A 2,542-nucleotide genomic window follows, 5' to 3' on the forward strand; every position below is an offset into this window, starting at 1 on the left:
TCTAACAGCGTGTAGAGTATTAATTGGGCGTAAGGGAGAATGGTGTTCACTGTTCTCATCAATGTTTTTCCACGCCCTTTTTCTCATATTTTCAACCCCTTGAATAGTAGAGCTAATATACTAGTGCAAGATGTGAGTTTACCTATTTGGCGATCTGCCTGTAGACGACGCACAGTTGGAATCCACCGCTACTGCGGTGATGCAGTTTGCCACCCAGTATCATGCCAAACCCGATGGCACTATTTCTTATCTCAAATGCCCCGAACTGCTCAAACAGCGAGTGCTAGCCAAGATTCCACCTTTATCAGTGTGAAGATCGCGCCAATTGGGGATCGACGATCGACACCACACCACTAGACTTTGCTGGATCTGCTAGGCTAGGTTGAGAGGATGCCGATCGCGCTGAATCCAATCTCCAAAAGTCGAGCGGGTGGGTATGGAAAGTAACTGGAACAATTTTCTGAAAAATGCTGGGGAATGGGTGGGGACTTTTACGCAGATCTCCACTGATGGCGAAGTCCTCGGCTCGACACCTTCGATCCTGACGCTCGCAGCGTTGGAAGACAACCAGCTTGTCAAGTTTCGATTGCGCCGTTTTGCCAGCAATATTAACGAACAGCCAACATCCGATCGCGTTCAAGAGTATCGCTCCTTGGGTAGACAAGCGGTATTTTTCGATACTGGTGCTTTTTCTAAAGGTTCGCTCCAGGTGGCTCCGTTTGCAGAATTTGGCGCGGAGTATGGCTTTGTGGCGGGAAATCGGCGATCGCGTTTGGTGCAATTATTTGACAAGGACGGAAATTTTAGCTCTCAGACGCTCATTCGCGAGATTCGCGAGGGTACGGATGCTCAGTTGCGCCCAGATCTGACGGTAGAACAGTTGGTAGGTAAGTGGACAGGTACAGCGCAGACGGTTTATGCTGACTGGCAGGAGCCAACGACGTACACTACGAGTCTAGAAATTAGGAAAATTGGCGACTCGTTACATCAGCAATTATCTTTCGGCGGGAGAACGATCGCTTCAATAGCTCGAATCGATTTCCCACGGCTGCATTTTGACGACGGAGCTACGCCTCGGCAGGTATTATTGTTACCAGATGGGGTATCGAGCAATATTCCGGTGCGAGTCAGTCACCGACAAGCATTTGTGGTGGAAGCGGGGTGGTTATTGTCAGACAACCACCGTCAAAGATTGATTCGTAGTTACAACGATAAAGGCGAATGGATTAGTGCGACTCATGTCCTTGAAGAGCGTGTAAGTTGACACTCCTCAGATCGATGCAGATCGACTTGACTCCAGAGTGATAATATTTTGCCACACAGCAAAGGGAGAAACTGCTCCATATCCACTTTCTTGAGCATCATTGCATTCGATCGCAATCCACTCTCCAGTTATTGTTTGAGCGATATCAATTACCACAAATGGTAAATTCAACCGCAATGCTGCGGCTTTAGCGATTGCTAATGCCGCTGTTTGTTCATCCCGATTCCAGTCATAATTAGTTGACCAATATTGACCCGCACCGACACAATTTCCGTACCACCAAAAAGAGCGAAACTCGAATGATGCGGGAATTTTTTCGCTAGGTGGCGATGGTACCGGACGCAATTTGACAAATTCGCGACAGACGAGATCTTGCCACTGTAAGATCGGATCTTCCGCATAAATCTCGGTCGCTCGATCGTATTCTGCCGCAGTGTGGATAATAGACAGTGATGCACGATGACGGCTAGTTTGCCGACTACCTTTGAGAAATAATGGTAATCCGAGGATCTGTGCTACCGATTCAAAGCTAGGTGGTGTCGAGAACCACAAACTTTTGGGCGTCAAGCCCTCAATTAATGGATACCAATGTGTTAATTCACTTGCAAGTAAATATTGTGCTGGCGAGTGAATCAACAAGATTCCTTCGGCTGCTAATTGAGCATACAACTTAGCATAATTCGATACTGCTCCAAATCGACCGATTGCAGTAATCTGCTCTGGACGCTGCCACGGACGACGACAGCTAAAAAACTGAGTTAGATTGAAGTCATAACTCGGCAAATCGACCTTACCAACTAATACCCATACAGTATCTTCGAGTAAAATGAGATCTAAATTAGAACGATCGATTCGTGGCATACTTATTTAGGCGATCGTGATATTTTCACTATTTATGCCATACGCAAGAATACAGACATAAACGGTATGATTCTACTCTGATTCTCTGAAACACTTCTTCATTTTCTGGCGGCGGCTCATCCACCACAATCAGTCCTCGATGACCGCCAAAATCCTCTCCCAGTGAAGACAGCAACTCTCTTGCCTTTACTAAGTTTTTAGATGTAAGTTGTTCGTTGCCGCAATCTTCATTGTCATCGCGATCGATATATCGATCGAGAAAACGGTCGATCGTCTCAACCTGAGTTCGATGAAGTTTTGTCTCCTCAAACTCAGGCATTTCAACACTTTTAGGCTAACAGCAGAATTTTTTCAATTTTTGGCACATTAAAATCCACCATCAATATCATTAATAGTTGAAAAAACATTGATTTAAAT

General features: G+C 45.7%; 3 protein-coding genes and 1 pseudogene. 2 read left to right on the plus strand and 2 right to left on the minus strand.

The features are described 5' to 3' along the window. Window positions 1-151: 151 nt before the first annotated feature. Both ACEW9I_RS11815 and ACEW9I_RS11820 read left to right on the plus strand, forming a co-directional pair. Window positions 152-313: pseudogene (locus ACEW9I_RS11815) on the plus strand (DUF1636 family protein); the annotation flags it as partial. A gap of 123 nt (window positions 314-436) precedes the next feature. Further along, window positions 437-1,264 carry a DUF3598 family protein gene (locus ACEW9I_RS11820; RefSeq protein ID WP_373540535.1) on the plus strand — a complete coding sequence of 276 codons (828 nt, stop codon included), beginning with the start codon at window positions 437-439 and terminating at the stop codon, window positions 1,262-1,264. Window positions 1,265-1,270: 6 nt separating this feature from the next. Here the strand turns inward: ACEW9I_RS11820 and ACEW9I_RS11825 are convergent, their stop codons facing one another. Further along, window positions 1,271-2,125, minus strand: a complete 855-nt coding sequence (locus ACEW9I_RS11825; protein ID WP_373540536.1) for an ATP-grasp domain-containing protein — start codon at window positions 2,123-2,125, stop codon at window positions 1,271-1,273. 28 nt (window positions 2,126-2,153) lie between these two features. After that, complete coding sequence (locus ACEW9I_RS11830; protein WP_373540537.1) at window positions 2,154-2,444, minus strand: hypothetical protein; 291 nt, start codon at window positions 2,442-2,444, stop codon at window positions 2,154-2,156. Window positions 2,445-2,542: the final 98 nt, after the last annotated feature.

Origin of the sequence: Chamaesiphon sp. (assembly GCF_041738855.1) — a bacterium.
Lineage (GTDB): Bacteria > Cyanobacteriota > Cyanobacteriia > Cyanobacteriales > Chamaesiphonaceae > Chamaesiphon.